Consider the following 1,154-nt stretch of genomic DNA (forward strand, 5'->3'; position numbering starts at 1 on the left):
GGCTCCTCCGACTCAAAGAAAGGGCTTGACTAAGCTGCTAAAGCAGCAAGTCCGCCGACCTGTACGATTTGTACTGTCTCCTGTATCAGAATTTACTCTCCGACTATAACCCATTCCCCTACCCAAAACGCACACAAACTAACAATTTTCGGCACTATCTGCCCACAAGCAAGCAAGCAAGCAAGCAAGCAAGCAAGCAAGCAAGCAAGCAAGCAAGCAAGCAAGCAAATATTTTAATATATAAAACAATAATGTGTGGATTATTTTAAAAAAATTTCGGCCGATTTTCTATTTTGGCACAACTCTTTCTTGCTAGAATAATATCCGATACGGCGACAACGGATAAGCCGTTCGGAAGCTGTATATTCCTTCCATAAGAGTTTTACTCACAATTTTAAAGTGCCAAGCACATTACGGATTTTTATTTAATACAAAACAAACTCCGGAGGAGTATGCTATGAAAGCCATACAAAAAGGTTTTACCATCATCGAGCTGATGATTGCCATCGCCATTGTCGGCGTATTGACCGTCATCGCCCTGCCCGCCTATCAAGACTACACCGGCCGGGCGCAAGTATCGGAGGCGCTCTCCCTACTTGAAGCTCAAAAAACATCGGTGGTCGAATACTATTCGGATAAAGGCGAATGGCCTACGAATAACGCCCAAGCCGGCATTGCGGCCAATATCCGCGGCCAATACACCGACAAAGTAGAAGTGGGAACCGGCGGCGTGATTACCGCCACGATGAGAACTGACGGTATCAACAGTGAAATCCGTGGACGCACCATCGAGCTGGTAGCGCAAGCACCGGCCACCCAATCCGGTACGACCGGTGACACCGCCAACAATATCGACGGCACATTCAGATGGACTTGCCGCCCGGGTGCAACTGACGGCGTAGATACCAAATTCCTGCCTGCTTCCTGCCGCGAAGCCGCCAACAATACATCTGCCACTCCGGCAGACCCCAACCAATAAGGGTTGAGGCATACAGATTTCAAAGCAGTACCCCCATAACAAAAACACATTATGTGGAAAACCGGCAAGGCCGTCTGAATTTCAGACGGCCTTGCCGCATCTGCGGCTGCCGCAAAGCCCGCCGCGCCCCTATATAGTTGGAGAAATTAAATTCTGATACAAGGAGTCGAACCGC

At 48.8% G+C, this 1,154-nt stretch carries 1 protein-coding gene; it reads left to right on the forward strand.

Annotation, left to right across the window (positions count from 1 at the left end; genetic code table 11):
• Window positions 1-457: 457 nt before the first annotated feature.
• Window positions 458-979, forward strand: coding sequence for a pilin (locus tag BDE01S_RS10640; RefSeq protein ID WP_066081396.1), 522 nt, complete (start codon window positions 458-460; stop codon window positions 977-979).
• The last annotated feature ends 175 nt before the right edge of the window (window positions 980-1,154 follow it).

Origin of the sequence: Bergeriella denitrificans NBRC 102155, from assembly GCF_001592185.1 — a bacterium.
Lineage (GTDB): Bacteria > Pseudomonadota > Gammaproteobacteria > Burkholderiales > Neisseriaceae > Neisseria > Neisseria denitrificans.